The sequence below is a fragment of the Brachybacterium sp. GCM10030267 genome (assembly GCF_042666875.1).
GTDB lineage: Bacteria > Actinomycetota > Actinomycetes > Actinomycetales > Dermabacteraceae > Brachybacterium.
In genome coordinates, this window is sequence record NZ_JBHTCX010000017.1 from 157,971 (window position 1) to 181,985 (window position 24,015).

General features: G+C 70.6%; 24 protein-coding genes. 16 read left to right on the forward strand and 8 right to left on the reverse strand.

All coding sequences use genetic code 11. The features are described 5' to 3' along the window. Nucleotides 1–47 precede the first annotated feature (47 nt). From ACFQS2_RS15290 to ACFQS2_RS15310, 5 genes are all read left to right on the forward strand, one after another. Complete coding sequence (locus ACFQS2_RS15290; protein ID WP_377794307.1) at nucleotides 48–863, forward strand: spermidine synthase; 816 nt, start codon at nucleotides 48–50, stop codon at nucleotides 861–863. A gap of 93 nt (nucleotides 864–956) precedes the next feature. Further along, a complete protein-coding gene (locus ACFQS2_RS15295; RefSeq protein WP_377794308.1) occupies nucleotides 957–1,652 on the forward strand; it encodes a DUF6318 family protein in 696 nt (231 codons plus the stop codon). Then, the gene (locus ACFQS2_RS15300) at nucleotides 1,639–2,694 is read left to right on the forward strand and encodes a PKD domain-containing protein (protein ID WP_377794309.1); all 1,056 of its coding nucleotides are present in this window, start codon (nucleotides 1,639–1,641) and stop codon (nucleotides 2,692–2,694) included. The genes ACFQS2_RS15295 and ACFQS2_RS15300 overlap by 14 nt, the downstream gene beginning before the upstream one ends. 76 nt (nucleotides 2,695–2,770) lie before the next feature. Further along, nucleotides 2,771–4,483 carry a dihydroxy-acid dehydratase gene (gene ilvD, locus ACFQS2_RS15305; protein ID WP_377794310.1) on the forward strand — a complete coding sequence of 571 codons (1,713 nt, stop codon included), beginning with the start codon at nucleotides 2,771–2,773 and terminating at the stop codon, nucleotides 4,481–4,483. A gap of 6 nt (nucleotides 4,484–4,489) precedes the next feature. Beyond that, nucleotides 4,490–5,173, forward strand: a complete 684-nt coding sequence (locus ACFQS2_RS15310; protein ID WP_377794311.1) for an alpha/beta fold hydrolase — start codon at nucleotides 4,490–4,492, stop codon at nucleotides 5,171–5,173. A 1-nt stretch (nucleotide 5,174) separates the two neighbouring features. Here the strand turns inward: ACFQS2_RS15310 and ACFQS2_RS15315 are convergent, their stop codons facing one another. The 4 genes from ACFQS2_RS15315 to ACFQS2_RS15330 all read right to left on the reverse strand — a co-directional run bounded on the left by ACFQS2_RS15315 (nucleotide 5,175) and on the right by ACFQS2_RS15330 (nucleotide 8,025). Continuing rightward, the gene (locus tag ACFQS2_RS15315; RefSeq protein ID WP_377794312.1) at nucleotides 5,175–5,729 is read right to left on the reverse strand and encodes an AAA family ATPase; all 555 of its coding nucleotides are present in this window, start codon (nucleotides 5,727–5,729) and stop codon (nucleotides 5,175–5,177) included. After that, nucleotides 5,726–6,328: a class I SAM-dependent methyltransferase gene (locus ACFQS2_RS15320; RefSeq protein WP_377794313.1), complete on the reverse strand. Its 603-nt coding sequence runs from the start codon at nucleotides 6,326–6,328 to the stop codon at nucleotides 5,726–5,728. The genes ACFQS2_RS15315 and ACFQS2_RS15320 overlap by 4 nt, the downstream gene beginning before the upstream one ends. A 91-nt stretch (nucleotides 6,329–6,419) precedes the next feature. Next, nucleotides 6,420–7,676, reverse strand: coding sequence for a formamidase (gene fmdA / locus ACFQS2_RS15325; protein ID WP_377794314.1), 1,257 nt, complete (start codon nucleotides 7,674–7,676; stop codon nucleotides 6,420–6,422). A 61-nt stretch (nucleotides 7,677–7,737) separates the two neighbouring features. Continuing rightward, the gene (locus ACFQS2_RS15330) at nucleotides 7,738–8,025 is read right to left on the reverse strand and encodes an FmdB family zinc ribbon protein (RefSeq protein ID WP_377794315.1); all 288 of its coding nucleotides are present in this window, start codon (nucleotides 8,023–8,025) and stop codon (nucleotides 7,738–7,740) included. A 219-nt stretch (nucleotides 8,026–8,244) separates the two neighbouring features. Between ACFQS2_RS15330 and ACFQS2_RS15335 the strand changes: the two genes are divergently transcribed. Next, on the forward strand, nucleotides 8,245–8,559 hold the full coding sequence (locus ACFQS2_RS15335; protein ID WP_377019136.1) for a hypothetical protein: 315 nt from the start codon (nucleotides 8,245–8,247) through the stop codon (nucleotides 8,557–8,559). Here ACFQS2_RS15335 and ACFQS2_RS15340 read toward each other — a convergent pair. Then, a complete protein-coding gene (locus ACFQS2_RS15340; protein WP_377019135.1) occupies nucleotides 8,543–9,277 on the reverse strand; it encodes a TetR/AcrR family transcriptional regulator in 735 nt (244 codons plus the stop codon). The two genes, ACFQS2_RS15335 and ACFQS2_RS15340, sit on opposite strands and share 17 nt — an antisense overlap. A gap of 105 nt (nucleotides 9,278–9,382) precedes the next feature. Here ACFQS2_RS15340 and ACFQS2_RS15345 point away from each other — a divergent pair, with 105 nt between their 5' ends. From ACFQS2_RS15345 to ACFQS2_RS15370, 6 genes are all read left to right on the forward strand, one after another. Then, on the forward strand, nucleotides 9,383–10,450 hold the full coding sequence (locus tag ACFQS2_RS15345) for an NAD-dependent epimerase/dehydratase family protein (RefSeq protein ID WP_377794316.1): 1,068 nt from the start codon (nucleotides 9,383–9,385) through the stop codon (nucleotides 10,448–10,450). Nucleotides 10,451–10,482: 32 nt separating this feature from the next. Next, on the forward strand, nucleotides 10,483–10,974 hold the full coding sequence (locus ACFQS2_RS15350) for an SRPBCC family protein (protein WP_377019133.1): 492 nt from the start codon (nucleotides 10,483–10,485) through the stop codon (nucleotides 10,972–10,974). A 108-nt stretch (nucleotides 10,975–11,082) separates the two neighbouring features. Continuing rightward, on the forward strand, nucleotides 11,083–12,450 hold the full coding sequence (locus tag ACFQS2_RS15355) for a sensor histidine kinase (protein WP_377794317.1): 1,368 nt from the start codon (nucleotides 11,083–11,085) through the stop codon (nucleotides 12,448–12,450). Then, nucleotides 12,438–13,079 (forward strand): response regulator, encoded by a 642-nt coding sequence (locus tag ACFQS2_RS15360; protein ID WP_377019131.1) that lies wholly within the window; start codon nucleotides 12,438–12,440, stop codon nucleotides 13,077–13,079. The genes ACFQS2_RS15355 and ACFQS2_RS15360 overlap by 13 nt, the downstream gene beginning before the upstream one ends. A gap of 442 nt (nucleotides 13,080–13,521) precedes the next feature. Continuing rightward, on the forward strand, nucleotides 13,522–15,294 hold the full coding sequence (locus ACFQS2_RS15365) for a DUF222 domain-containing protein (RefSeq protein WP_377794318.1): 1,773 nt from the start codon (nucleotides 13,522–13,524) through the stop codon (nucleotides 15,292–15,294). Between the two features lie 33 nt (nucleotides 15,295–15,327). Then, nucleotides 15,328–16,422, forward strand: a complete 1,095-nt coding sequence (locus ACFQS2_RS15370; RefSeq protein WP_377794319.1) for an FAD-dependent monooxygenase — start codon at nucleotides 15,328–15,330, stop codon at nucleotides 16,420–16,422. A gap of 18 nt (nucleotides 16,423–16,440) precedes the next feature. Here the strand turns inward: ACFQS2_RS15370 and ACFQS2_RS15375 are convergent, their stop codons facing one another. After that, nucleotides 16,441–17,049 carry a class I SAM-dependent methyltransferase gene (locus tag ACFQS2_RS15375; protein ID WP_377794320.1) on the reverse strand — a complete coding sequence of 203 codons (609 nt, stop codon included), beginning with the start codon at nucleotides 17,047–17,049 and terminating at the stop codon, nucleotides 16,441–16,443. A 107-nt stretch (nucleotides 17,050–17,156) separates the two neighbouring features. Between ACFQS2_RS15375 and ACFQS2_RS15380 the strand changes: the two genes are divergently transcribed. Together ACFQS2_RS15380 and ACFQS2_RS15385 are read left to right on the forward strand one after the other, a co-directional pair. Further along, nucleotides 17,157–18,398: a glycosyltransferase gene (locus ACFQS2_RS15380; protein ID WP_377794321.1), complete on the forward strand. Its 1,242-nt coding sequence runs from the start codon at nucleotides 17,157–17,159 to the stop codon at nucleotides 18,396–18,398. Then, entirely contained in the window at nucleotides 18,395–19,201 is an 807-nt protein-coding gene (locus tag ACFQS2_RS15385) for a PIG-L family deacetylase (RefSeq protein WP_377794322.1), read from the forward strand. The genes ACFQS2_RS15380 and ACFQS2_RS15385 overlap by 4 nt, the downstream gene beginning before the upstream one ends. Before the next feature lie 29 nt (nucleotides 19,202–19,230). Here the strand turns inward: ACFQS2_RS15385 and ACFQS2_RS15390 are convergent, their stop codons facing one another. After that, nucleotides 19,231–19,953 carry an endonuclease/exonuclease/phosphatase family protein gene (locus ACFQS2_RS15390; RefSeq protein WP_377019124.1) on the reverse strand — a complete coding sequence of 241 codons (723 nt, stop codon included), beginning with the start codon at nucleotides 19,951–19,953 and terminating at the stop codon, nucleotides 19,231–19,233. Between the two features lie 2 nt (nucleotides 19,954–19,955). After that, complete coding sequence (locus tag ACFQS2_RS15395) at nucleotides 19,956–21,014, reverse strand: ADP-ribosylglycohydrolase family protein (protein WP_377794323.1); 1,059 nt, start codon at nucleotides 21,012–21,014, stop codon at nucleotides 19,956–19,958. Between the two features lie 73 nt (nucleotides 21,015–21,087). Between ACFQS2_RS15395 and ACFQS2_RS15400 the strand changes: the two genes are divergently transcribed. Together ACFQS2_RS15400 and ACFQS2_RS15405 are read left to right on the forward strand one after the other, a co-directional pair. Next, nucleotides 21,088–21,903, forward strand: a complete 816-nt coding sequence (locus tag ACFQS2_RS15400; protein ID WP_377019122.1) for a hypothetical protein — start codon at nucleotides 21,088–21,090, stop codon at nucleotides 21,901–21,903. A 51-nt stretch (nucleotides 21,904–21,954) separates the two neighbouring features. Then, complete coding sequence (locus ACFQS2_RS15405) at nucleotides 21,955–24,000, forward strand: M13 family metallopeptidase (protein ID WP_377794324.1); 2,046 nt, start codon at nucleotides 21,955–21,957, stop codon at nucleotides 23,998–24,000. Nucleotides 24,001–24,015: the final 15 nt, after the last annotated feature.

Consider the following 24,015-nt stretch of genomic DNA (forward strand, 5'->3'; position numbering starts at 1 on the left):
ACGCCCTCAATCCGCTGACCTCCTCCCGTGTCCGCGACAATGTCGCCATGTCTGCATCCGACCTGCCTCCCTCCGCGCGCCGCACCGTGCAACTGAGCACCTCCGACCAGCCAGCGTGGATCGTGAAGGACGAGGTCGACGGCGGCTGGGTCCTGCAGATCGGCGGGGTGGAGCAGTCCCATGTCGACCTCGAGGATCCGACGCACCTCGTGCACGAGTACCTGCGGCGGATGGCGAACGTGCTGGACGAGGCATGGCCGCGTCGCCAGCCGATCCGGATCGCACACCTGGGGGCGGGCGCCCTGACCCTGGCGCGGTACGTCCAGGCCACCCGGCCGGGTTCCGCGCAGGTGGTCGTCGAGATAGAGCGCGAGCTGCCGACGCTGGTGACCTCCGCGCTGCCCCTGCCCACCGGGACGGATCTGGAGGTGGTGATCGGGGATGCCCGCGCCGAGCTCGCCGCCATGGGAGACCGACAGTTCGAGGCGATCGTGCTCGATGTGTTCTCCGGCGAATCCTCTCCCGCACATCTGGCCACCCAGGATTTCTATGCGGAGGCGCTCGCGCATCTGACGGACGACGGCGTGCTGCTGGTCAACGTCGGCGACGACGCCGGCCAGCGGTTCCTCGCACGTCAGGTGCGCGAGCTCGAGGAGGCGGCGGCCGCGCGCGGCCTCTCCGGGGTCTGGACGCTGACTCACGCAACGCTGTTGTTGCATCCGGCCGACGGGAACATGGTGCTTCTCGCCGGCGGGGCACTGTCGTCACCCGAGGTCGAGACGTGGCGGGCGGCGTGGAAGAAGGCAGGCCCGCACCCGGCCGCGGTGCTCGACCCCGCCGAGACGGTCGAGGCCTTCGGCTGAGCCGGTTATCCACAATCTCTGCGACTGGAGGACGCGGGAGACGCGGGCCAGATAGCGTGCAGGTGACCTGACGCACTCCCGGAAGGCATCTCCATGCCCCGTCGCCTGTTCTCCGCCGCGGCCGCCGCCGCTCTGACCCTCGGCCTCGCGGCATGCGGCGACGGTGGTGACGGCCCCGTCACCAGCCCGCCCCCTGACGTCACCGTCACCGGCGGTGGCAGCGACGGCGGAGGTGCCAGCGACGGAGGAGGCTCCGATGGCGAGGGCGCGCCCAGCGACGGCGGAAACTCCAGCGATGGCGGCGGCAACGGCGAAGCGGACCCGAGCGCAGCCGCCCCCGATATCCCCCCTCCCGATCCTGCGGAGTATGCAGGCATGGACGAGCACACGCCGGAGGGCGCGGAGCAGGCGTTCCGGTATTACATCGCCGTCTCCATGTGGGCGCACCAGACGGGGAGCGACGAACTACTCAAGACGCTGCAATCCGATGCGTGCGAAGGCTGCGCATACTTGAACGAAGACCTAAAGCAAATTGCAGACGGCGGACATTATTGGAGCGAGGTCGAAGTGACTGACATCGCCACAGCAATCCATGAATCACCCAACTTTGAACACGAGATCGGATACGAATTCGAGCTTGGCCCACACTCCCGCCCGAGCCCCGACTTCTCTGGTCGACAGAATGTCACCCATCTCGAGTACACAGCTATCGGCGGGATGAGCTGGACGTCTGGAGAGTGGACTGTCAGCGAAATGAGCATTGAGTGGAGCGAGGATGCTCACAGCTAATCGACACATCCACCGAAAACACAATCTAGTCACGATCTTTCTCGCCGCCATCATTCTATTTTCCGCCCCACTCAGTGCCGAAGCAGACGACCCGCCAGTAGAAGGAAAATTAACGCCAGAAGAAATTGCAGCGTCTCTGGAAGATGCCACGACAGACTCGGGCGAGTCTACCGACTCCTCATCGACGACAAACGATTCATCGGATGGAAACGCACCAAAATACAGCTATGTCTGGGAAGCCGTTTCCGCATTCGACGATTGCGAGATGTCCGCCGACGCCGCGTGGCAGTGCGACCCGGACGCTGCATCCTGCGAATCAGACAGCGCGCCCATGCGCGGCAATGGCGACGTCATGTACAACTCCAGCGGTGGCGGCGGCGGAGGCGACACCGACAGTGAGGGAGTCACGCAGCGCGGCACGCGTATCGACAACGAGACTGGAGAAGAAACCGACATGGGGTTCCGGTGCGCCATGCCCGGGTCTCCTGAGATGGCCGAGGCCGAACCGATCGTCATCACTGTCACCCAGAGCGATTTCGCGCAGATGCCCGTCGATCCGCTCAAGCCTCATGCCGGACCGGTCGATGGCTGGCTCCCGGTGAACATGGTCAACGTGCTCTACGCCGAAGCCGAGTCCCAGGAACTCGAAGTCACGCTCCTCGATACCCCCGTCGCCGTCCGAGCGACGCCCGTCTCGTACCACTGGGACCTCGGCGACGGGAACACGATCACCACGGACAACCCCGGCGAGCCATACCCCTCCGAGGCCGTCTCCAGCACGTACACGCAGGAGGGCTGGTACGACATCACCCTCACCACGACATTCACCGGGCAGTTCTCCGTGAACGGCGGGGAATGGCAGGACATCGAGGGCTCGATCGAGATCGAATCGGAGTCCGTGCCCGTCTACTCCAAGTCCTTGGAATCCAGGCTCGTCGACGGCAACGTCCCGGTCGACGAGGAGGAAGACCCCTGGATACCCGAGCGCACGACAGACACCGAAGGCCCCAAAGACCCCAGCGCCACGCACCGCACGATCTGAGGCACCATCCGGCCGTACGCCCGACACGCTGGAGACGGCGTATACATCCCGTCAGCTGGGTCATAGGCTCGCCACCATGACCGCCAACGACGACGCCTCACCGGACATCAAGCCCCGTAGCCGCCAGGTCACCGACGGCCTCGCCGCCACCGCGTCCCGCGGCATGCTGCGCGCCGTGGGAATGGGCGATGACGACTGGGACAAGCCGCAGATCGGGATCGCGAGCTCCTGGAACGAGATCACGCCGTGCAACCTGTCCCTGGACCGTCTCGCCCGCTCCGCGAAGGAAGGCGTCCACGCAGGGGGCGGATACCCGCTGCAGTTCGGCACCATCTCCGTCTCCGACGGCATCTCGATGGGCCACGACGGGATGCACTATTCCCTCGTCTCCCGCGACCTCATCGCCGACTCGGTCGAGACCGTCATGCAGGCCGAGCGCCTCGACGGCTCCGTGCTGCTGGCGGGCTGCGACAAGTCGCTGCCGGGCATGCTCATGGCCGCGGCCCGCTTGGACCTGGCCAGCGTGTTCGTCTACGCCGGCACGATCATGCCGGGCCGCGTCACCCTCACCGACGGCACGGAGAAGGACGTCACCCTCATCGACGGCTTCGAGGCCGTCGGGGCCTGTCGGCGAGGGCTGATGAGCCGCGAGGACGTCGGCCGCATCGAACGCTCCATCTGCCCCGGCGAGGGCGCCTGCGGCGGCTATTACACCGCCAACACGATGTCGACCGTGGCCGAGGCGATCGGCATGTCGATCCCGGGATCCGCCACTCCCCCGTCGGCCGACCGTCGCCGCGATGCCGACGCCCGCCGGGCCGGCGAGGCCGTCGTCGGCATGCTGCGCCGGGGCATCACGTCGGGCCACATCATGACCAAGCCGGCGTTCGAGAACGCCATCGCGGTGGTCCAGGCGTTCGGCGGCTCCACCAACGCCGTCCTGCACCTGCTGGCCATCGCCCACGAGGCCGGGGTCGACCTCACCCTGGACGACTTCGCCCGCATCGGTGCGAAGGTCCCCCACCTCGCCGATCTCAAGCCCTACGGCCGCTACGTCATGAACGACGTCGACCACGTCGGCGGCATCCAGGTGGTCATGAAGACCTTGCTGGACGAGGGGCTGCTCGATGGCGACTGCCTCACCGTCACCGGCCGCACGATCGCCGAGAACCTCGAGGTCCTCGCACCGCGCCCTGCCGACGGAACAGTGCTGCGCCCCGCCTCGGCGCCGATCGCCCCGACCGGCGGCATCACGATCCTGCGCGGCTCGCTGGCCCCCGAGGGCGCCGTGGTGAAATCCGCCGGGTTCGAGGCCGATGTCTTCGAGGGCACTGCCAGGGTCTTCGACCGCGAGCAGCAGGCGATGGATGCCCTGAACGACGGCACCATCACCCACGGCGACGTGGTCGTGATCCGCTACGAGGGCCCCAAGGGCGGCCCCGGCATGCGAGAGATGCTCTCGATCACCGGCGCGATCAAGGGCGCCGGGCTCGGCAAGGACGTGCTACTGATGACCGACGGGCGCTTCTCCGGCGGCACCACCGGACTGTGCGTCGGCCACATCGCGCCGGAAGCCGTCGACGGCGGCCCGATCGCGTTCGTCCAGGACGGGGACCGCATCCGGCTCGACGTCGCCAGCGGCACCCTGGACCTCCTGGTCGACGAGGTCGAGCTGGCGCGCCGGCTGGAGGGCTGGACTCCCCTGCCCCCGAAGTTCACCAAGGGCGTGCTCGGCAAGTACGTCAAGCTCGTGAAATCCGCGTCCAAGGGCGCGATCCTCGGGGACTGAGCGGTCATGGCCACGTTCGTCCTCCTCCACGGCGCCGGCGATGTCGGGTGGTCCTGGCACCTCGTCGAGGCCGAGCTGAGGGCGCGCGGGCACGACGTCGTGGCGCCCGACCTTCCCTGCGAGGACGAGGCCGCCGGCCACCGGGAGACCGCAGACGCGGTCATCGGCGCCGTCGGCGATCGGCAGGACGTCGTGGTCGTCGGCCATTCCTTCGGGGGTTTCACGGCCCCGCTCGTCGCGAGCCGGATGCCGGCGCGGGTGCGAGGACTCGTCTACCTCGCCGCCATGATTCCCGCTCCCGGCGAGCGCGCCGGCGACTGGTGGTCGAACACCGGCTACTCGCGGGCCGTCGAGAGCCAGGCCGCGCGTGACGGCGGCGTGACCGGCCACGAGGATCCCTTCGTCAGCTTCTTCCACGGAGTCCCGGACGAGCTGGCGCAGGAGGCGATGCGCCGCTCGCGCGGTCAGTCCGGACGGTCCTTCGAGGATCCGTGGCCGCTCGAGGAGCATCCGCACGTCCCGACGCGGTTCCTGCTGTGCCGCGAGGATCGCTTCTTCCCCGCGGACTTCCTGCGCCGCCTCGCCCGCGCGCGACTCGGAGTCGAGGCGGAAGAGGTTCCCGGGGGCCACTGCGTCGCCCTCAGCCACCCCCGGGAGCTGGCCGACGCCCTGGAGACCTCGCTCAGCTGACTCACGTGAGCAGGCGTCGAAGAACTGCCGCGGTCTCCTCCGGGCTTCCGCACGCGTCGACGCGGTGGGCGCCCGGGCGCAGCGCGAGGACCTGATCGATCGAACGCACCAGGTCACCCGCATCGGCCGGGCCGACAAAACGGTCGTTGACGGTGTGCTCCGGCCGGTCCGGCCGTTCGCGCCGGCCTGCCAGTCGCCGTGCCAGGGTCGATTCGTCGAGAACCAGCACGGCCTCGATGAACCGGGCCCCGCGCGCGGCGGCGAGACTCTCGAGCTCCTCGAGGAACGCCGTGCGCGCCAGATACTGCCCGAGGACGACGTCGTAGCCGTCGGTCAGGTGCCGATCGATCATCGCCACTGCGAGTCGGCGGGCCTGCAGACCTGCGGCCGTGGGATCGCGTTCCCAGTCCCCGAGCGAGTGCTTGATGGTGTCGATGTCCAGCGCGAGTGCCAGGGGGCGCTCGGCCGCGAGTGTCGAGGCGAGAGTGGATTTCCCGCTGCCAGGTGCACCGCCGATGAGCATCAGCGTGGGCGTGGCGGAGATGTGTTCCTTCATGCCTGACTCCCGGAGCGCCGAGCTGTGATCGCGGCGTGGGGCCGCACGCCCGGATCTTGGCGCTGCTCCACCTCGAGCACGTCGAATCCGGCGCATCCCAGCAGCTCGGCCATATGAGCGGCAGGCCAGTACTGAGCGGTGGCCACGGCGTGGTCGAACTCCTCCTGGCACGGCCCGTCGAAGAAACCGAGCAGGAGCGTCCCGCCGGAGCGCAGCGCGTCGTGCAGGATCGACAAGGTCTCGGGCACCTGGACCGGATCGAGATGGATCAGCGAATACCAGGCCAGGACCCCGCCGTACCTGCCCGGCTCGTGGACGAGATCTCCGAAGGATCCGGCTCGATAGGCGACTTCGGGGTGGGCCCGGCGGGCGATGTCCAGGAATTCGGGCACCGGGTCGAGGCCTTCGACGTCGTGACCGAGCGAGGCCAGGTGCGCGGTCCAGTGCCCGGGCCCGCACCCGGCATCGAGGATCGGTCCGTGCACCTCGGCCGCCCACGTCTCGATACGGTGGCGGTCTGTCGGAGCCATGGCATCGATGCTGCCAAGGAGGTCGGAGTACTCCTGGGCACGCGTGGAGTAGGCATCGACGGCGCTCATGCTGCGCACCTTACGTTCCGTGCCGCTGCCCGGAGCGCGCGGACACGCGAGTCTCCGCGGCTCGGCCCCGAAGGATCGAGCCTCCGCCCCGTCACCCGATGCTTGCGTGCGGCGCGCCGATACCCGGATCGATCTTCGGCGCCTCCCCCGAACCGGGTCGGATGTCGATGTCGAAGATGTCCAGCGGCAGGTACACCGTTGCACAGGCATTGGGGATGTCCACGACGCCGGAGAAGCGGCCTTCGATCGGGACGGCACCGAGCAGTAGATACGCCTGCTCCTTCGACCACCCGAAGGTCGAGAGGTAGTCGATGGCATGCAGGCACGCGCGCTGGTAGGCGAGATGGGAATCGAGGTATCGCTGCTCGCCGTCCAGCGTCACGGAGGTGCCGGAGAAGGAGAGCCACTGACTGTGCTGGGGCGCCGTGGTGCCCGGCATGAAGATGGCGTTCTCGGTGACGCCGTACTTGTCCATACCGCCCTCGATGACATCGACGTGGAAGTCGATGAACCCTCCCATCTCGATGCCGCCGCAGAAGGTGATCTCACCATCTCCCTGCGAGAAGTGCAGGTCGCCCACGGAGAAGTTCGCGCCGTCGACGAAGACGGGATAGAAGATGCGGGTCCCCTTTGTGAGGTTCTTGATGTCCTGGTTGCCGCCGTTCTCCCGCGGTGGTGCCGTGCGGGCGGCCTCTCCCGCGACACGATTGCTCTCGCCCTCGGGCACATCGCCGAGAACCGCCCCGTCGGGCTCCGGAGGTAGCGCCAGCGGCGGAACCCGGTCGGGGTCGGTGGCGATCAGTGCGGCCTCGCGGTCGTTCCATGTCGTCAGCAGCTCGGGCGAGGGCGCGGTGCCCATGAGTCCGGGGTGGATCATGCCGGTGAATTCGACGCCCGGCACGTGCCGGGACGTGGCCCGATCGCCCTGGAAATCCCAGACGGCCTTGTAGGCATCGGGGAACTCGTCGGTCAGGAAGCTGCCGCCGTTGCGCTTGGCGAAGATGCCCGTGTAGCCCCACCCCTGCCCGGCCAGGGGCCCCTCATCCTCCTGCGGGATCGGGCCGACGTCGAGGATGTCCACGATCAGGAGATCGCCGGGCCGTGCACCCTCGATCCGGATCGGCCCGGACAGGGCATGGACGGTGTTCAGCGGAGCCGACGCGATGTCCTCGGCGGAATCATCGTTCTTGATGTATCCGTCGAACCACTCGCGGCAGTCGACGCGGAAGGTGTCGCCGGGCCTGACACTGACCGTCGGCGGGATCTCGGGATGCCAGCGGTTGTGGCCACGCTTCTGCTGATCGGTGAAGGCCTTCGTCGAGTCCAGCGGGAAGACGTTCTGGGGCATGATCTCTCCTTCCACGGCGGCGGAGCCGATGCCCGGTCCCACCGGATTGGGGTGATGCGGTTCAGGGGCGAGGCAGGCGCGCGTGGCGAGGGTCCGTCGTCGTGGGGGCGGAGTTCCCGGACCCCGTGCCGGGGATCCGGTCCACGACCCCCGGAGCATCCGCACTGGCCTGGGTGCGTTCGATGAGCTGCGCGCGGTCGGACCCCAGCCGGCCGAGCCGGGCCGAGCTGATCAGCCGGACCGAGGCGCCCCCGCACGCAGGGCACGTCGCCTCGCGCGCCTCGGCGTTGATCGGGAGCATCACTTCGTGCACGTGCGAGCTCTCGCACCGGAATTCGTACAGCGGCACCTCGACCTCCGAGCCTCGCCGTGCGCGCGGCCGCCACGCGGACCGATCACGTGACGTGCGTCATAACCATTGCCACTCTAGCCTGCTCGCCGACCAGCCGTACAGGAACACTGGAGCCGTGATGGCGACGTGATCCGGCGGCCCGCACGGCGGACGCGCGGCGCAGCCGTGCTCCCGGCCCGCCGCCCATCTGTCGGAGCCCGTCCGTAGCGTCCAGGCATGGCTCAAAGGATCGCGAACATCGCAGACCCGCCGAGCACTGCGCTGCGCGAGCGGGAGCAGATCCGGGACCTGCTGGTCGGGGAACGCCCCGATCTCGCGCAGCGGATGCAGGTGGGCCCCAGCGGCGCGCTGGTGATCCCGCTGCCGACGGGCGGCAGCATCGAGATCGGTCGGATGCGCCGGCGCGGCGCCGCACGCTGGGTGGTGGTCTCCCCGGAGGCCGACCGCGCCCGCCTGCGGGAGCCCGCGAGCGTCGGGGCGGTCGCCCGCACGGCGCTGGCAGCGCTGGATCGAGTCAGCGAGGCGCGATGAGGTCGGCCAGCATCGGGATCTGGACGTCCAGGATCTTCTCGCCGACGGCGACGGCATCGGGTCCGAGCTGAGCGAACACGTGGGCGCTGATGATGCCGATCAGCCCGCTCCAGGCGGTGACGGCTCGGGCCGCCGTGGCGGCATCGGCTCCCACGCCGAACTCCTCGAGGCTCTCTGCCAGCAGTGACTCGACCTCGGGCGGCATATCGGGCCGGGCACCCGGAGGTACGGCGCCGTCGTAGGAGCCCGCCGTCGAGGCGTCGGCCGCGATCGCCAGCACGGTGCCGATGGTGCGCGTACCAGCGGCATTGGTGGTCTCGGCCGGAGCGGCGTAGTCGCGCACCGGTGTGCCGTAGAGCAGCGTCCACCGCTCCGGTTGGGCGATGGCCCACGCGGCCATGGCCTCGCCCAGCGCGATGAACCGCGCGCGCGGATCGTCCCCGGCGCCGGCGACCGCCTCGTCGGCCGCGTCGGCCAGATCGCTGTAGGCCTCCACGATCAGCAGGGTCAGCAGCTCGTCACGGCTGCTCACGTAGCGGTAGATGGCGGAGGAGACCATGCCCAGGCCGCGCGCGATCTCGCGCACGCTGAGCGCCGCCGGGCCGGATGCGGCGAGCTGCGCGTTCCCGAGCTCGACGATCCGTCGCATGGTGCGTTCGCGCGCCTCGGCGCGCGCGGTGCGGGGCGGCCGGGCATTCGCGGTCTCGCTGGCGGGCATACGGCCATCCTGCCACAGACAGAGAGCACCGCTCTTGACTTCAACCCGAGAGCAGTGTTCACTGATTCCACAACAGAGAGCAGCGCTCACACTTTGGAGGCCGTCATGCATCACCTGGTTATCGGAGAAGGACAGATCGGGCGCGCGATCATCGAGCGCGCCCTCGCCGACGGGGACGAGGTCACCGTCCTGCGCCGCACCCCCGTCCCGCCGTCCGCCGGCATCGGCCGGGTCACGGGCGACGTGCTCGACGAGGCGGCGCTGGCCGAGGCCATCTCGGAGGCCGACGCCGTCCATGCCACGTTCCACGCCGTCTACGACGCACGGGTCTGGGAGCGCGACCTCCCACCGCGCGAGCGCGCCGTGCTCGATGCGGCGGCCGCGCGAGGGATCCCCGTCATCTTCCCGGAGTCGATGTACGGCTTCGTGGGAGAGGCCGGCGATCTCGTCGAAGGTGCCGCCCCGACGCCCCGCGACGCCAAGGGCCGGGTGCGCATCCAGCTGCTCGAGCAGCGCCGGCAGCATCCGGCGCGCACTGTCAGCATCATCGCCTCGGACCTCATCGGGCCGACGGCACTGGGCACCGGAGCCGCCGTGGTCACCACGATGCTCATCGAACGGATCGCCGCCGGCTCCCGGCCGATCCTCTTCGGGTCCGCGAGCGCCCCGCATACATTGACCTACATCCCTGACCTCGCGGTCGCGATGCTCCACGCCGCCCGGAACGCCGAGCGCCTGGCAGGCGGGGCCTCTGCGCCTGATGGCGCCGGTGGTGATGCCGTCGTGCACGCTCCGTCGGCCCCTGCCCGTTCGCAGTCCGAACTGATCGCAGCCGCGTCCGAGCTGCTCGATCAGCCGGTGCGTCGGCCCGTGCCGATCCCGCGCGTCGCGCTGCGGATGCTGGCAGCGCTGAACAGCTTCGCGCGCGAGCTGCACGGGATCTCCGGGCTCTGGTACGCGCCGGCGGTCCTGCGTCCCGGTGTCCTGACCAGCCAGGAGGACCTGGCGCCTACGTCGTGGACCGACGCGCTGCGGGACACCGCGCAGGCGGCACGGGCGTCACAGCTGGCGGGGTCGGCGGGGACGGCAGGGGCGACGGACCCGCGCAGCACCGTCTCGGAGAGCACTGCGTCGCAGGGCGCGCCTGATACGGAGCATCCGGTCGGCGCGTGAAGACGCAGGAGCCGGCTGCTAGCGTCGGCGGCATGAGCGCCACGCCGGAGAACGCAGGGAAACCAGAGAACTCAGAGAACGCGCAGCGGCCGACGAGGACGGAGCCCTCCACCGCCGCGGGCTCCGCCAGCGCGTCCGTCCACCTCGACGTCGTCATCGAGCGGCCATGGCGCGAGGTGTACGACTACGTCAGCGATCCGCGCAACCTCCCCCGCTGGGCGGCGGGACTGGCCGGCGGCGATGTCCAGCGCGAGGTCTCGCAGTGGTCGATGAACTCTCCGATGGGCCGCGTGCTGGTCAGCTTCGTCCCGGAGAATGCCTACGGAGTGCTCGACCACACGGTGACGCTGCCCGACGGCGAGTCGACGCTGAATCCGATGCGGGTCCTGCCGCTGGACGAGCAGCGCAGCGAGGTGCTGTTCACGCTGCGCCGCGGCAGCATGTCGGATCAGGAGCTGGAGGAGGACGCCTCGGCCGTCTCGGCAGATCTGGCCGAGCTGAAACGCGTGCTCGAGAACAGCTGAGGCGACGTCCCCTGCTGTGGGGCGGAGCCGCCGCTGTCGGGCATGCCCGACAACCACCGGCCTGGTGACAGGATGGGGCCGGCGAACATCCGGCGGCAGAGTTGAGGCATGAACACGATGACCATGCCCCGCAGCGTCGAAGCCCCAGGCGCCGACGCGTCCGGCCCCGACGTGCCCCGCAGCACCGAGACCCACGCCCCGCAACGCTGGTCCCTCGGCCGCTGGGCCTCACGGATCGGCCGCTTCCTGGCCTACAGCTTCATCGCCCTGCTTCTCGGCACCGTGGGGTTCTCCCTGGTGATCTCCTTGCTGGCGGCGGGCGCGGGCACCGCCATCATCTGGATCGGCCTCGCGATCCTCGTGCTCGGGGTGGTCGCCGCTCGCGGGTTCACCATGGCCGAGCGTGCGATCCAATCCGGCCTTCTCGGCACGGAGCTGCCCACGCCGGCGGCGAAGCCGGCTCCGGCCGGGGCCGGCCGGATGCGACGCCTCCTCACCCCGCTCACCGATCCGCAGTCGTGGCTGGATGCGCTGTGGATCCTCGTGAACTTCCTGCTCGCGCTGGTCACCTTCCCGCTCGCGCTGGCGTGGACGCTCGGCGCGATCGCCACCGTCGGCGGCCCCATCTCGACCCTGATCCTCGAGCAGGTCCTCCCCGACTCCACCGGCAACGGGCTCGCCGAGCTGCTGGGCTTCACCGGACGAAACGCGCTGACGGTCGATATCGGGCTGCAGATGCTGTGCGGGCTGTTCTTCCTGCTCACCGTCGGCCCGCTCGTACGCGGCTTCACCGCTGCCCACCAGGCAGTGGCCCGCGGGCTGCTCAGCTCGCGCTACGAGGAGCAGCAGCAGCTGCTGCGCACCCAGGAGTCCCGCGCCGCCGGGCGCACCGCGGAATCCACCGCCCTGCGCCGCCTGGAGCGCGACCTGCACGATGGCCCGCAGCAGCGCCTGGTGCGAGCCTCGATGGACCTGGCACGGGTCGAAGCTCTGTCGGTCAACGACCCCGAGCGGGCGCAGGTCGTGCTGCGAGAGACCCGCGAGCAGCTCGGCCTCACGCTCGATGATCTGCGCCGCCTCTCCCGCGGCATCGCCCCGCCCGTGCTGGTGGACCGGGGCCTGGCAGCCGCCCTCACCGAGCTCGCGGCCATCTCCCCCATCCCCACCAGCATCGAATGCCCACAGCTGGACCTGCCCGATCATGTCGACATCGGCATCTACTACGTGGTCTCCGAGGCACTGACGAACGCAGCCAAGCACTCCGAGGCCGACTCCGTGCACGTGGAGATAACCCGGATCGGCGATGATGCACGGGTGAGGATCGAGGACGACGGGCGCGGAGGCGCCGAGATGCGCACCGGCGGCGGACTCGCCGGGCTGGCCGGCCGGGTCGCGTCCCTCGAGGGGCGACTGACCGTGCATTCACCCGAGGGAGCCGGCACCCGGATCGAGGCGGTGATCCCGTGCGGGTCCTGATCGCTGACGACTCGGCCCTGCTGCGTGAGGGGCTGCGGCTCCTGCTCGAGGACGCCGGGCACACCGTGGCCGGCACCGCGGCGACCGGCACCGAACTGGTGGTGCGCGCCCTGGAGCTGCGGCCCGACCTGATCATCTCCGACATCCGCATGCCGCCCAGCCACACCGACGAAGGTCTGCGCGCCGCGCAGGAGATTCGCAGGGCCTGGCCGGAGGCGCCGATCATCCTGCTCAGCCAGTACGTCGTGATCGGCTACGCGACCGAGCTGATCGAGAGCGGCGAACGGGCCACGGGGTACCTGCTGAAGGACCGCGTGTTCGACATCCGCTCCTTCCTGGACTCCGTCGAGCGCGTCGCCGACGGCGGAGTCGCCATCGATCCGGACGTGGTGGGCCAGGTGATCGCCTCGCGTCGCCGGACGCCGCTGGACGATCTGACCCAGCGGGAACGGGAGGTGCTCGAACTGATGGGCGAGGGCCTGACCAATGCGGGCATCTCGCAGCGGCTCTACATCAGCGGCGGCGCGGTCGAGAAGCACACCCAGCGACTGTTCGCCAAGCTGGGATTGAGCGAGGATTCGAGCGTGCATCGCCGCGTGACGGCGGTCCTGACCCTGCTGGGCCGCTGAACCCACCCTGCAGTTCTCGTTCCCGATTCGGTTGCGGTACCTGTTCCCGGTGCGGTTGCGGTACCTGTTCCCGATGCGGTTGCGGTACCTGTTCCCGTCGGTTCGGCCGGCCCCACCGGGGCCATTCCTCCCCAGTACACATTTTTCCCCAGAGAAATATCGGACTGGACGAATGGACTTTCGTGTGGTCGCGATGCCGTAGCCGCGGTGCGACTGCGGTGCGTAGCACCGCCCAGGCCTCTCCGTCCCGCCGCCTGCCAGCGGAACCCCTGGCCACCGGCGCGTGGTGCAGCGGAGCTCAGGGGCAGGGCGTCGCGTCGCGGAGGCTCCGATCATTCCTCCCCAGCGACCACTTCTCCACCATTTCGTCCACATAGGAAAAGTTGTCCACATATTTGACCGCGGCCTATTGGCGGGTTTCGAATGTGCGTACGCTCGAGGTATGGAGCACACGAGTTCGAGCAGCAGCGGGGAGGCCGGCGGGCACGACGCCCGGCCGGGTGAGACCCCGCCGGGCGGGCGTGCGCAGGCCGGACCGGAAGGGGGCGCACAGCTCCGCGACGTCGCGCGCCGACTCGCCCGGTTCGAGGGACACGACGAAGCCGGCTCTCTGGTCGCCGAGGTCGTCGACGCCGCGCTGCAGGCCTTCACCCGGACCACGTCGGTGCGCGATCCGCTCCCCTCCACGGTGCCCGGCACGCCGCAGGAGGCACTGGCGGTGCTCGCCGGCCTCGATCAACTGCGTTCCGCACTCTCTGCGATCGATGCCCGCTGGCAGGTCGAGGCCGAAGCCCGGATCCGCGCGGCGGACAGGGACGCTGACGTGGACGAGGACCAGCAAGGGCGGAGCGCGGCGCACGAGATCGGCCTGGCGCGTCGCGTCTCCCCCTCGTCCGCCTCCCTCTCCCTGGGTTCGTCCCGTCGGCTGGTCGAGCAGCTGCCGGGAGTAGCCTCCGCGCTCCGGGACGGAGACGTCACGCAGCAGCAGGTCGCCGCCCTCTCCGGTGCGCTCGACGGAGCCGAACCTGCCACGTGCGCGCGGATCGACGAGATCGTGAGCGAGGACCCGCAGTCGCTCCAAGGCATGGGGCCGCGACGGGTACGCCGCGGCGTCCAGGAGATCATCCAGCGGATGGAGCCGCACAACTCCCGTGCGCGGGCGGAGCGCGCGGCGCGAGCGCGGCACGTGCGGATGACTCCGCTCAGCGACGGCATGGCGCGGGTGACCGGCATCCTGCGCGGCATCGACGCGAGCGGGATGATGCAGACCCTGAACCGCGGTGCACAGTCCCTGAAGGCCGGCGGAGCCAGGGAGTCCGTCTCCGCGCTCGAAGCCGACCTGCTGGTAGCGGCCGTCCAAGACGGACCAGGATCGGCCCGAGCCGAACCGGGCGTCACCGAAGAGGACGACGCGCCCTTCCGCAAACCCAGCCGTCCCGCACAGGGACTCGATGTCGGAGTCATCATCACCGACACGGCCCTGCTCGGCCGCGACGACGAGGCGCAATGCGCGCAGCTCGAGGGATACGGCGCGATCCCCGCGCACATCATCACCGACACCCTCCGCGGCACTCCCCCGGGTTACCTGCGGGGCAGCGAGGACAAGCACCCCGACGAGGACGTCACCGCCTTCTACCGGCGTCTCTACACCAACCCCACCACCGGCGAGCTGACGGGAATGGAGTCTCGCGCCCGCGTGTTCCCCGCCGGCCTGGCGCGCATGATCCGATGGCGTGATGTCACCTGCCGCACCCCGTGGTGCAATGCGATCATCCGGCAGATCGACCATGCGAGGCCGCATCACCAGGGCGGGCCGACCAGCTATGCCAATGGTCAGGGGCTCTGCGTGCGCTGCAACCTGCTCAAGGAGCACGGACGGTGGGTGCTCACCCCGCTGACGTCAACCGACCCCGCTGCGACAGGCCGCGCTCCCACGGCCCCCGACCCGACGGATCCGACAGCGCCCGCTGCGACGGACCCGCGTGGCTGGGCTTGGCAGAGTCCTCATGGCGCCCACGCCACCTCCCGGACACCCCGTCTGCTCGATCCGCGGGCCCCGCGTGAGGCCGGCGCGGCCCGGGACGAGCCGTTCCCCTCCGAATCAGCGCCGTTCCCCTTCGACTCCGCGGTCCCCGACGCGCATCAGGCTCGCCCGCTCGGTGCAGAGCCTCCGGACGACCCGGTTCCCCCACCTCGCCGCCGGCCCGGCCGATAGAGTCGCGCCCATCAGGTGGATGGAGGACGAAACATGCACTCCCCGCTCACGGTGCGGATCCTCGGCGCCGGCGTGGCCGGGCTGGCAGCGTCGATCGCACTCGCCGAGGACGGACACCACGTCGAACTCATCGACGAACGATTCGACGCTCCGCCGATCGGCACTGCGCTCGGTCTGTTCGGCTCGGCGCAGCGCGTGCTGGCACGCATCGGAGTGCTCGAGGCCGTCCAGGCCGACTCCACCGCGCCGCTCGCCGGCACCATCCGTGGCGTCGACGGTCGTGCAGTGGCCTCGCTCCCTGCCGGCGAGGCACTCCTGGTCTCCCGCTCCCACCTGGTGCGGACTCTCCAGCACGCCGTCCCGGACACGGTCCGGTTGGTCCGGCGGCGGATCGAGGACGTGCGTCCGCTGCGCGAAGGCGCCGATCTGCTCGTCGGCGCCGACGGCGTCCACTCGCTGGTGCGGCGATCGGGGTGGCGCGGCCGCACCGCCGCCCGCAGCCACCACATGACCGTACTGCGCGGCATCGCGAATATCTCTCCTCCGGAGATCTCCGAGACCTGGGGCGGCGGGTGGCTGTTCGGCATCACGCCGATCGCCGGTCACCGCACGAACTGGTTCGCCTGTCTTCCCGAGCATCGCACCGCGTCGGTCAGCGAGGATCTGGAGCACCTGGCCGCGACCGTCGGCGGGCATCGCGACCCGATCGACGCCGTCCTGGGGGCCGCCTGCCCTGGCCAGACCCTGGTCCACGGAATCCACACGGCGCCGCACGTCCATCCGGTGCGGGAGAACGTGGTGCTCATCGGCGACGCGGCTCACGCGATGGCGCCGAACCTCGGCCACGGCGCACATACCGCCCTGCAGGACGCGGAGGCTCTTGCCGCGTCGATTCGCGACGGGCCGACCACGCTCAGTTCGACAGCATCCGGTGCAACAGCGTCCCCGCCGCCGCGGGAGCTTTCGCAGGCCCTGCGCACTTACGCGCTGCGCCGTGCTCTCGCCGGCCATTGCTGGCGGCTGGCTTCCGGGGCCATGATGCGGCTGGCGATGCTGGACGAACGAGCAGGTCTGCGCGATCGCCTGCTGAGGTCAGCTGCAGAAGTCAGGACGGTCCGGGCGCCCTAGGGACGCCCCGGAACCAGATCAGCCCAGTTTCCGAGCCAGCGTCGTGATGACGTGCCAGTGCTTCTTGTCGGCCAGGAAGCGGCCATCCTCGTCGCGAACCGTGCGGTCGATGATCTGGAAGCCGCGGAACATCGCATCGATCTCCTCGAGCGGGAGAGTCGCGATATCGGAGCGCTCGGCCCACGTGTCATTGGTGCCGAACATGTCGACCGCCATCACACCCCCGCGCGGAAGGGCGTCGACGAGCTTCGCCCAGGTCGTCGGCAGGGTCGTCGGCCCCAGCAGGCCCAGCGTGTAGGTCGAGTAGACGATCTGGGCGCGAGGGAACTCCTCGACCGCCGCGATGTCGGTGTGGTGGAAGTGCACCGAGCCGGGCATGCGTTCGTTCTCCACGAGACGACCGGCCAGGGTGTCATCGGTGTCGTAGGCGTGCACCGTCCACCCACGGCGCGCGAACTGCAGCGAGTCGGCCCCGGCGCCTGCGCCGAGATCCAGGACGACCCCACGTTGCCGATCACCGCCGGCCGCCGCGATCGCCTTCGCCACGAGCCGGCGGGCAGGACGGCCCGCCGCATGGGCATTGAGTGCCGCCCAATCAACCTTCTCCGCCGTATCCATGGCCCTCATGGCTCTATGATGCTGATCGCCGTTTCAACTTCCCGTGACCCAGGACGCCCTTTGTTTCGTCATGGGCGAACAACGGCCTATTCTTTCCGCCGCTTAGGATGGCTGGCATGCCTGTCGCTCCGCTGCGCGTCGCCGCGATCTCTCTGCACACCTCGCCTCTGGAGGATCCCGGTGGTGCCGATGCCGGGGGGATGAATGTCGTCGTCCTCGAACAGGCGCTGGCGCTCGCGCGCCTCGGCCACCAGGTCGACCTCTTCACCCGCCGCAGCGACCCGGAGGCCCCGGCCGTGATCGAGGTCGCCGACGGCGTCCGGCTGCACCATCTCGACGCCGGCCCGGCCGCTCCCCTCGCCAAGAGCGACATGGAGCAGGCGATCGCCCCCTTCCGGGACGCCCTGCACCGGAGCCTCGCCACCGGGACCTGGGACCTCGTCCACTCCCATCACTGGTTCAGCGGGGTCGCCGCCCTGCCCGTCGCGCGCGAGCTGGGCGTGCCGCACCTGCAGTCCTTCCACTCCGTGGCGGCCCCCGAGGACGCCGAGAGCCTCGACGCCGGGGAGCCCGCGGAATCCGCAGGCCGCATCCCGGGTGAGCGCTTCGTCGCCGACGGCTCGGACCTCGTCGTCTCCGTCTCCGAAGCGGAAGCACGCACCATCGGCGAGCGCTACGGCGTCACCGGGGACCGGCTCGCCGTGATCCGGCCGGGCGTGGACGTGGATCGTTTCCGTCCGTGCTCCTCGCTGGAGGAGCGGCGCCACTGTCCGACGCTGCTGTTCACCGGACGCCTGCAGCCGCTCAAGGCACCCGATCACGCCCTCGAGGTGCTCGCGCACCTCGACCCCGCGCTCGATGCGCGCCTCGTCCTCGCCGGGGGTGCCTCCCAGGACTTCGAGGAGTACCTCAGCGAGCTCGAGAACCGTGCGGAGGAGCTCGGTGTCACCGACCGCGTGGAGTTCGCCGGGTCGATGGGTCGCGACGAGCTGGCCGAGGCGATGCGCTGTGCCGGCGCGCTGCTGCTGACGAGCTGGTCCGAGACCTTCGGGCTGGTCGCCCTCGAGGCGCAGGCCAGCGGGACCCCGGTCGTCGCCTGGCGCTGTGCAGGCGGGGTCCAGGAAGCCGTCGGCCCCGGCGGCGTGGTGCTGAGCAGCCGGGATCCCGATGTCTGGGCGGAGGCCGTGCAGTCACTGCTCGGCGACGCCGACGGATATGCGAACGCCGTGCGGTCCGCTCGCGACTTCGCGGCCACCCGGACCTGGGAGAGCGGGGCCCAGGCCCTGGCGGCGCTGTACGCGCGCATCGTCGGCCGCGACGGCGCGGATCATCATCCCTCCGGCGGGGAGTCGGCATGACGCGGGATCCGTGGCAGCTCCTCGACGAGGCCGGGACCGTGCTCGCCGTCCACGCCCACCCGGACGACGAGTCCCTCTCGAGCGGCGCCCTGATCGCCTCCCTCGCCGCCGCCGGCACCCGGGTGGTGCTGGTGACCGCGACCCGCGGCGAGGAGGGCGAGATCGTGCCGGGCTCCGTCGCCGCGGACGATCCCCGTTCCCTCGAAGAGATCCGTCAGACGGAGATCGACGCCGCCACGAACGCGCTCGGCGTCGCCGAACGGCACATGCTCGGCACGGCTCCGGCCCTCGCCGCCGGTGCCGCACCACGCAGGTATCGCGACTCGGGGATGCAGTGGGTGCGTGACGGGCTCGCCGGCCCGTCCGACACGGCGGGGCCGACGAGCTTCACGCATCGCCCCCTCGAGGACGCGGTGACCGATCTGGTGGCCCTCCTCGAGCACGTCCGTCCCGATGTGGTGATCGGGTACGACGACGACGGCTCGTACGGGCACCCCGACCACGTCCACGCCCACCACGTGACGCTCGAGGCCTGCCGGCGCACGGGGATCCCGTTCGTGGAGGTCGCCAGCGGTGAGCGGCCCGCCGGTGAGGAGTCCGCTGGTGAGGAGACCGATGGTGAGAAGACCGGGATCTCCTGGCGGGAGCATCCCGGGACGGGCGCTGCCGTGCATCGCGCGATCGACGCCTACCGCACCCAGCTCACCGTGGTCGGCCGGGACGAGAACGGCGTGGCGATCCGTCATGTCGGCGGCCAGGACGACCTCATCGCGCTGCGGACGGGTCTGCACCCGGTGCGGTGATCGGGATCGGCGCAGCGACCCCCGGCCGCTCAGCCCCGGACCGTCACGTCCAGCAGCGTCGGCAGATGGTCAGAGGCGCCGGCCAGACGCTCCGCGGGGACCCGCTGCGTCGAGGTGACCGCCCCGGCTCGGCGCACCTGCACCGCGGGCGTGGTCATCACCGCGTCGATCCGTCGGAGAGGACGGGCCGCCGGGAAGGTGAGCTCCGAGGGCTCCGCAGGGTCCTCCAGCACCGGCGCGAGGAGGCGGCGGGCCGCACCGTCGGCCGTCTCGTTCAGATCCCCGCCGACGATCACCGGCGCGCCCGCCCCGCGCACCAGCGCGCTGAGGTGCTCGGCGTGGGCGATGCGGTTCTCCTCCTGCAGCGCGAGATGCGTGGAGGAGACGACGACCGCGCCGCCACCGGGCACCGAGAGCCGCACGGCGGCCACCCCACGCGGGTAGGTCGAGTTCAGGTCGCTCAGCCGCTGGGCGACGGGATGGGCGCCGCGCCGGATCACCTGCCGGGCGATCTCGTCGCTCGCCAGGATCGCCAGCCCCCGGCCGCCCGCGCCGCCGACCAGGACGCGCAGTCCGGTCTGCCCGGCGAACCAGGCCAGCCGCGCCGTCGGCAGCACGAACCGCGGCGCTTCCTGCATCAGCAGCACGTCGGGCTCGAGGTCGACGATCGTCTCGATCGCGGCCCGCAGGTCGCCCCGGAGCTCCCACAGGTTCCAGCTGAGGATGCGCAGATCCCAGCCTCGCTCCGACACGATCAGTTCTCCTCGCCGGCAGGGGCGAGCATCGGCTCGAGCACCTGGTCGACCAGGCCGATCAGTTCGTCGACCTCGTAGCCGGGCCAGCCGAAGAGCATGCGCCGCCATTCCGGCGGCGCCGACTTCGGCCCCAGCGCGGCCCCGAGCAGGGCGCCGGTGATGCAGGCGACGGTGTCCGTGTCGTACCCGGCGCGGGCCGCCGCATCCAGGGCGGCGACCATGGCGTCGCGCTGGTCGAACTTGCCCTGCGGGATCGGGCTGACCACGGTGATCGCGGACCACGCCGCCTGGAACGCGCCGACGACCCAACCGTTGCGCCGGAACGAGACGGGGGTCCCGGCCTCGGCCTCCTCGATGCGGTCGATCCACAGCGCCCGGCGCTCGTCGTCCAGCCGGGACAGGCCGCGGCGCACGTCGAGCTCCCCGGTGAGGATCGCGTGGCGCACCGCGAAGCCCCACAGCATGCAGGCCTCGGTGGCATCGGGATGGACGTGTGTGAGCCGGCACACCACGTCGATCGCGTCGGCCACGTCGTCGTCGGACGAGAGCAGGTAGGGCAGGACCGCGACGTGGGTGCGCATCAGCGACCCGTTGCCGGCATTGGCCGGAAGCTCCTCGTGCGCACCGGCCGCCGCGGCGCGGAAGTCCGCCGCCCTGGGCGCGTAGTGACCGTCCGCCCACGCCAGGTCCGCGGCGCGACGCACCACCGTCGAGGTGAGCGTGCCGATATCCGGTGTGCCCAGCGACCAGGAGTACCACTCGCGGGCGATGTGATCTTGAGCGGATTCGATGCGCAGATCGTGCCCGTCCGGCGCGGAGATCGCGGCCTCCAGCACCACGATCGCCATGGACGTGTCGTCGGTCCACTCCCCCGGTTGCCAGCCCAGCACTCCGCCACCGATCATGCCGATGTCCTCGGAGGCCACCACCGGAGCGTGGAACTCGTACGGGGCGCCGAGAGCGTCTCCCGTGGCCGCCGCCACCACGGAACCGATGGCGCGCTGGCGCTGCACCGGGGTCAGCCCTGGTCCCCTGGTCTCTGCAGCGTCGGTCCTCACGCTCACATCGTTCCACACCGACCGGAATGGTTCCTGAGCCCCGCTACCCTGAGAGGGACTTCGAAGGAGTTCCATGACCGACACCTCCGGCCGCCCCGGCACCACGGGCCAGCCCGCGGAGCAGGCCTGCGCCGACCCGCACGACCACACCGGCCACGACCACCCGCCCACAGGCGCCGACCTGGTGCGCGGCCTGGTCCAGGGCTACTCGATCCTCGCCCTGATCATCCCCGTGCTCGGGGTGGTCCTGCTGCTGGCGATCCTGCCGCTGGCCCCCACCAGCCCCGTGGTGCTCCTGCTGGGCGTCGCCCTGGGCGCCTCGCACCTGCTCGCCCTGGTCGCGACCAGCCTGTTCGTCGCGCGCACCCGCCGGCAGCTGGCCGTGAACCCAGGGCTGCTCGCGGTGCGCAGCACGATCGAGGAGGTGCTGCGCGTGGCCGCGGTGCTGCTGGCGATGCTGCTGTGGCCGGCGGACATCCGCGCCGAGCTCGGCGTGTGGGTCGGCGCGGGCGCGGCCATCGTGTGGCTGGCCCTGGCCACGGTGCAGACGGTCGCGACCCGTCGCCGCATCGCGCGCCCCTCGCAATGGTCCGAGGACGCCGTCTCGACGCTGCTCGCAGGACGCGTCGGCGCCCGCTCCACCGTGATCATGCGGCTGCTGGACGTGATCGGCACCGTGGCCTTCCAGGTGGGAGCGACCGCCCTGGTGATCATGTCCCCGGTCCTCGCCATCGGCACCGCGGTCCTCTCCGTCGGCTCGGGCCTGTCCACCCTGGTCATCCAGCGCCGGCCGCCGGCGCAGCGCTCCCGGTCCCCCTGGGCGTACGCCCCGCTCGTGATCGGCCTGCTGACCCTCGCCCTCGCCTCGCTGGGTCTGGCGACCCCCTGACGGCGCACCCCCCCACACCTGTCCCCTCCGTCCGATCCCGCAGGAGCGATGATGACCACTGCCCCCTCGTCCGAGACCACCGTGAACTCCGGCCTCGTCCTCGACCAGGTCGATCCGGGCATCCGCCTCCAGGACGACCTCTTCGGCCACGTCAACGGGCGATGGCTGCGCGAGCACCGGATCCCGGCGGACCGCTCCAGCGACGGAGCCTTCCATCAGCTGCGCGACCTCTCCGAGGAGCGGGTGCGGGAGATCGTCGAGCAGGCGGCGGCAGAGGTCGAGCAGGCGGCGGGGACCGGGGACGGGGCCGCCGAGGGAGCACCCGTCACCGACCGCGGCCGCGTCGGCGCGCTGTACCGCATGTTCATGGACACCGAGGCGATCGAGGCGGCCGGTACCGCGCCCCTCGAGGACATGCTGAGCGCCATCACCGCGGCCGACGACCTCGAGGCCATCACCCGCACCATGGCCGCCCCGGATTCGGGCGCGAGCGCCCTGCTGGCCTACGTGTGGACCGACGACCACGATTCCTCCAGCTACCAGGTCAAACTGCATCAGGGCGGGCTCGGCCTGCCCGATGAGTCCTACTACCGCGAGGAGCACTACGGGCAGATCCGCGAGGCCTACACCGAGCACCTGGCCGCTCTCGCCCGCCTGACCGGCCTGCCCGGCCGCGAGGGCCTGGTCGAGGGCGATGCGGACGCACAGGCCACCGCGGTGATGGACTTCGAGACCCGCCTGGCCGGATGCCACGTCGACGTCGTGCGCCTGCGCGACCGCGAGAAGTCCTACAACCCGATGGACGAGGCGCAGCGCCGCGAGCTGGCCCCGGCCTTCCCCTGGACCGCCTACATCGAGGGCACCGGCGCCCCGGAATCGGTCTTCGACGTGGTCTCGGTCGGCCAGCCCGAGTTCGTCTCCGCCGCTGCCGAGCTGCTGGCCGGCGAGGACCTCGCCGTGCTGCGCACCTGGCTGGCCCTCCACGCCGTCTCCTCGTACGCCCCCTACCTGCCCGCGGCCATCGTCGAGGAGGACTTCGCCTTCTTCGGGAAGGTGCTCTCCGGCGCCGAGGAGCTGCGCGAGCGCTGGAAGCGCGGCGTCGCTTTCGTCGAGGGCGCCGTGGGCTTCGCCGTCGGCCGCGAGTACGTCGACCGCCACTTCCCGCCGGCCCACAAGGAGCGCATGACCGCCCTGGTCGATGCTCTGCTGGAGGCCTACCGCAGCTCGATCGGGACCCTGGAGTGGATGACGCCGGCCACCCGGGAGAAGGCGCTGGCCAAGCTCGAGAAGTTCACCCCCAAGATCGGCTACCCCGAGCGCTGGCGCGAGTACGACGGGCTCGAGGTGGTCCCCGGCGACCTGGTCGCCACCGCGCGCGCCGCACGCCGCTTCGACGCCGACTACGAGTACGCCAAGGTCGGCGGCCCCATCGACGAGACCGAGTGGCACATGACGCCGCAGACGGTCAACGCCTACTACAACCCCGGGCGCAACGAGATCGTCTTCCCCGCCGCCATCCTGCAGCCGCCGTTCTTCGACGGCGAGGCGGAGGACGCCGTGAACTTCGGCGGCATCGGCGCGGTCATCGGCCACGAGGTCGGCCACGGCTTCGACGACCAGGGCTCGAAGTACGACGGGGACGGCAACCTGGTCACCTGGTGGACGGCCGAGGACCGTCAGGCCTTCGACGACCGCGCCGCCACCCTCATCGCCCAGTACTCCGAGCTCTCCCCGCGCGACCTCGACGACTCCCACCGCGTCAACGGCGCCCTCACCATCGGCGAGAACATCGGCGACCTCGGCGGTCTCTCCATCGCCGTGAAGGCATACCTGGCCAGCAGGTCCGCCGAGGGGGCCGCGGCCGAACTGGACGGGTACACCGGTCTGCAGCGCATCTTCCTGTCCTGGGCGACGGTGTGGCGGGGCAAGAACCGCACGCAGGAGGCGATCCGCCGGCTCGCGGTGGACCCGCACGCGCCGATGGAGTTCCGCTGCAACACGGTCGCCGGCCATCTCGACGAGTTCCACAGCGCCTTCGGCGTGCGCGAGGGCGACGGGATGTACCGCGCCCCCGAGGAGCGGGTGTCGATCTGGTGAGCACGACGGTGAGGA